Raw genomic sequence first — 2,831 nt, forward strand, 5'->3', positions numbered from 1 at the left:
TGCTCAACGATGTAAAAATAGAAATCGCCAAAAACGTAAACGTTTTTGATTGTTAAAAGAAAACAATCCAGTTAGAGTATTTTGATTAAAAATAATTTTAAAAACGAGTAATTCTACAGGCTCGTTATTTTTCGAGAGGTTTATGAATTGATCCCATATCTATTAGCTGGATTATCTATATTAATTGCGGGTGGCGTTCATTGGACATTTCCTAACGTATTTTGGAAAGCATCAATTTATTCAACGCTGATCATTGTTGTTGTATCACTGTTACTTATTTTTGTTTTTCAGTCTAATTACTTAGGCTTAGACGAAAAAACAGCCGAAACTGCTAATGTTGGTGTTGCAGTTTTACTCGTATCAGCACTTGTTTCATTTTTTGGTTTGTTGATCTCTTTAATGGTTGGATATTTTCTGAAAATAGTTAGACCGTCTATATAAAAACACCAGAAGAATTTAAGCAGGGACAAAATACGGTTGGCTAACTGTCTTTTTTTGCAATCTGGTTGAGTTAATTTCATCGGCAGAAGTTGATAAAAGGATATCATTTATTTAGATGGCAGATTACGTGCTGCCCTTACACAGATATATTCAACCGTTAGCTAGTACGAGGTTCTCATAAATTCGAGTTAACAATTATTATCCTCTTAACGAGGTGTTACCCTATTCCTGCATTAATTCAGCTGAATATATTTTTGGCACAGCAAAAAAACATCAGTTTCCCTTGATAACACTAGAGAGAGCATAATGGCAAAAAAAGCTATAGTTATAGGCGCTACCGGATTAGTCGGTCGAGCGATAGTTGATCTACTTGTTAGCAGCGACCATATTAGTGAAATTATTACACTAACTCGCAGGCCTTCCCCACATGTATCAGCAAAAGTTTGTAATCAAGTCGTCAATTTTGATCATCTCAAGAATTACACCACTCTATTTGATGCAGACTTTTTATTCTCATGTCTTGGAACAACCGTTAAGCAAGCGGGTTCAATCGCGGAACAAGGTAAAGTAGACCTTGATTACCAGTTTGAAGCAGCACAATTAGCAGTACATAACGGTGTTAATCATTACCTACTTGTTTCTTCTGCTGGTGCTAATGACCAAAGTAATAATCCTTATCTAAAAATGAAAGGTATTTTGGAGCAGAGAATAAAGCAACTACCCTTTAAGCGTATTAGTATTTTTCAACCGTCATTACTACTTGGCCAACGAACAGAATTTCGCTTGGGTGAGAAAATGGCTAGTGGGTTAATGCCTCTTTTATGTATTATACCTTTGCTACGGCGCTTCCGCCCGATAACCGGTGAACAAGTAGCAGCAAGAATGGTCTTGTCTAGCCAGGAGCTTGGTCCACCAATAGAGATTCTTTGTCTTGATGAAATTTTTATTTAGTGATCAGCAACATTATGCATAGGTACACTTACTACCAGATTAATTAATTGTTCTATTTATCAATAATATTAAGTAAGTTAAAGGTAGGGGGATCATGAGTTAATCGTATCTTGTAATAAGAGCGTATCTGTCATCGTTAATATTCTGCTTTGTATAAGTAAAAGCTAATCATACAAGCTAGAGGCCAAGTACTTGATTATTACTGTTAGCATTAACAGAGTTAAATAATATTATAGTGACTAGCCGGTTATACCCACTAATTTAATTGACCTTAATATATCGAAGCACCTATACAACAGAAACCTGAGCTTAAATGATTAGCCCATCAAAAGGCTAATCATCATATATAAACTATTTACCTATAGATACCGTAAGCCCACCGACCATAGTTATGTGATCAATAACCTTAACCACATTATCATAAGTTGTTTTTGCGTGAGGAATCACGACAGCAGCAGATACTGGCTTAGTTGCAAGGTAGTTTTCTATATTGGCTGGTAGCCTTTCAATATCTGTCATTCTACCATTTAGCGAAACTAGGCCATTTTCATTTATCCTGATCAGTAACATAGGATTATTATTTTGATTAGGGTTACCACCATCAGGTTTATTCACTAAGAAACCTTGTTCTTTAACAAATGAGGTTGTCACGATAAAGAATATTAACAGGATAAAGACAATATCAAGCATAGGTGTCATATCTGCTTCAGCCTTTTGGTCTTCATAAAGTCTATTTCTTCTCATCTAGGCACCTCAATATTGGTTAGTTATGCGCTACGATTTATTTCGTACACCTTTTACATTAGTTTAAATTGTCGATAAAACAATATATATACGAATTTATTCGTAAATAAGTAAAAACAAAACAGCTAAAGAATAGGTAAGATAAGTAAATTAACTCAATATGCAGCACAACATATCGATATTTGTAGGCTGGAAAATACTATTAGATACTCTACACTATGGGTTAAAAGAGGAATAGGTGCAGATTTCTAGGGCTTATAAATAGCTGTAGGGGGAGTTATTAGTAGATATATGTTTTAATATCCCCCTGTCTGCTTGTTTTTTATTCGAACAAACAAAAAGATGAAAATAGTGCTTGATAGTTTTTAGAAAATGTCTAGAATGCGCTCCAGTTCCAAGGGGTTCAGTCAAAACGAACCACGAAAGAGCTGTTTTGATAAGTTATCTACATCACTTTATCGTAAAGTAGTTAACTTAACGTTTTATTGGTTAGGTTTGAATCTTCGAAAAGAACTTCAAATTAAATTAAATAAAACGTTGACATCGAAACTAGAGTGCGTAGAATACCCATCTCGCTTCAGGCAAGGCCTGCAGCAACGAAGCAAAGCGAATGAGATTTTGTTTCGGTTAACTCTTAGAGTTAACGTTCTTTAACAATTAGTTATCATGCAATTTGTGTGGACACTCACATTACA

Annotated in this window: 3 protein-coding genes; 2 read left to right on the forward strand and 1 reads right to left on the reverse strand. The window is 34.9% G+C overall.

What is annotated here, in order from left to right; all coding sequences use genetic code 11:
* Window positions 1-147 precede the first annotated feature (147 nt).
* Complete coding sequence (locus ESZ26_RS18790) at window positions 148-441, forward strand: hypothetical protein (RefSeq protein WP_146801315.1); 294 nt, start codon at window positions 148-150, stop codon at window positions 439-441.
* A gap of 306 nt (window positions 442-747) precedes the next feature.
* Window positions 748-1,392, forward strand: coding sequence for an NAD(P)H-binding protein (locus ESZ26_RS18795; RefSeq protein ID WP_146801317.1), 645 nt, complete (start codon window positions 748-750; stop codon window positions 1,390-1,392).
* A 351-nt stretch (window positions 1,393-1,743) separates the two neighbouring features.
* Here ESZ26_RS18795 and ESZ26_RS18800 read toward each other — a convergent pair whose 3' ends face one another.
* On the reverse strand, window positions 1,744-2,136 hold the full coding sequence (locus ESZ26_RS18800) for an ExbD/TolR family protein (protein WP_146801319.1): 393 nt from the start codon (window positions 2,134-2,136) through the stop codon (window positions 1,744-1,746).
* Window positions 2,137-2,831: the final 695 nt, after the last annotated feature.

The organism is Colwellia hornerae, from assembly GCF_007954355.1.
Taxonomy (GTDB): domain Bacteria; phylum Pseudomonadota; class Gammaproteobacteria; order Enterobacterales; family Alteromonadaceae; genus Colwellia_A; species Colwellia_A hornerae.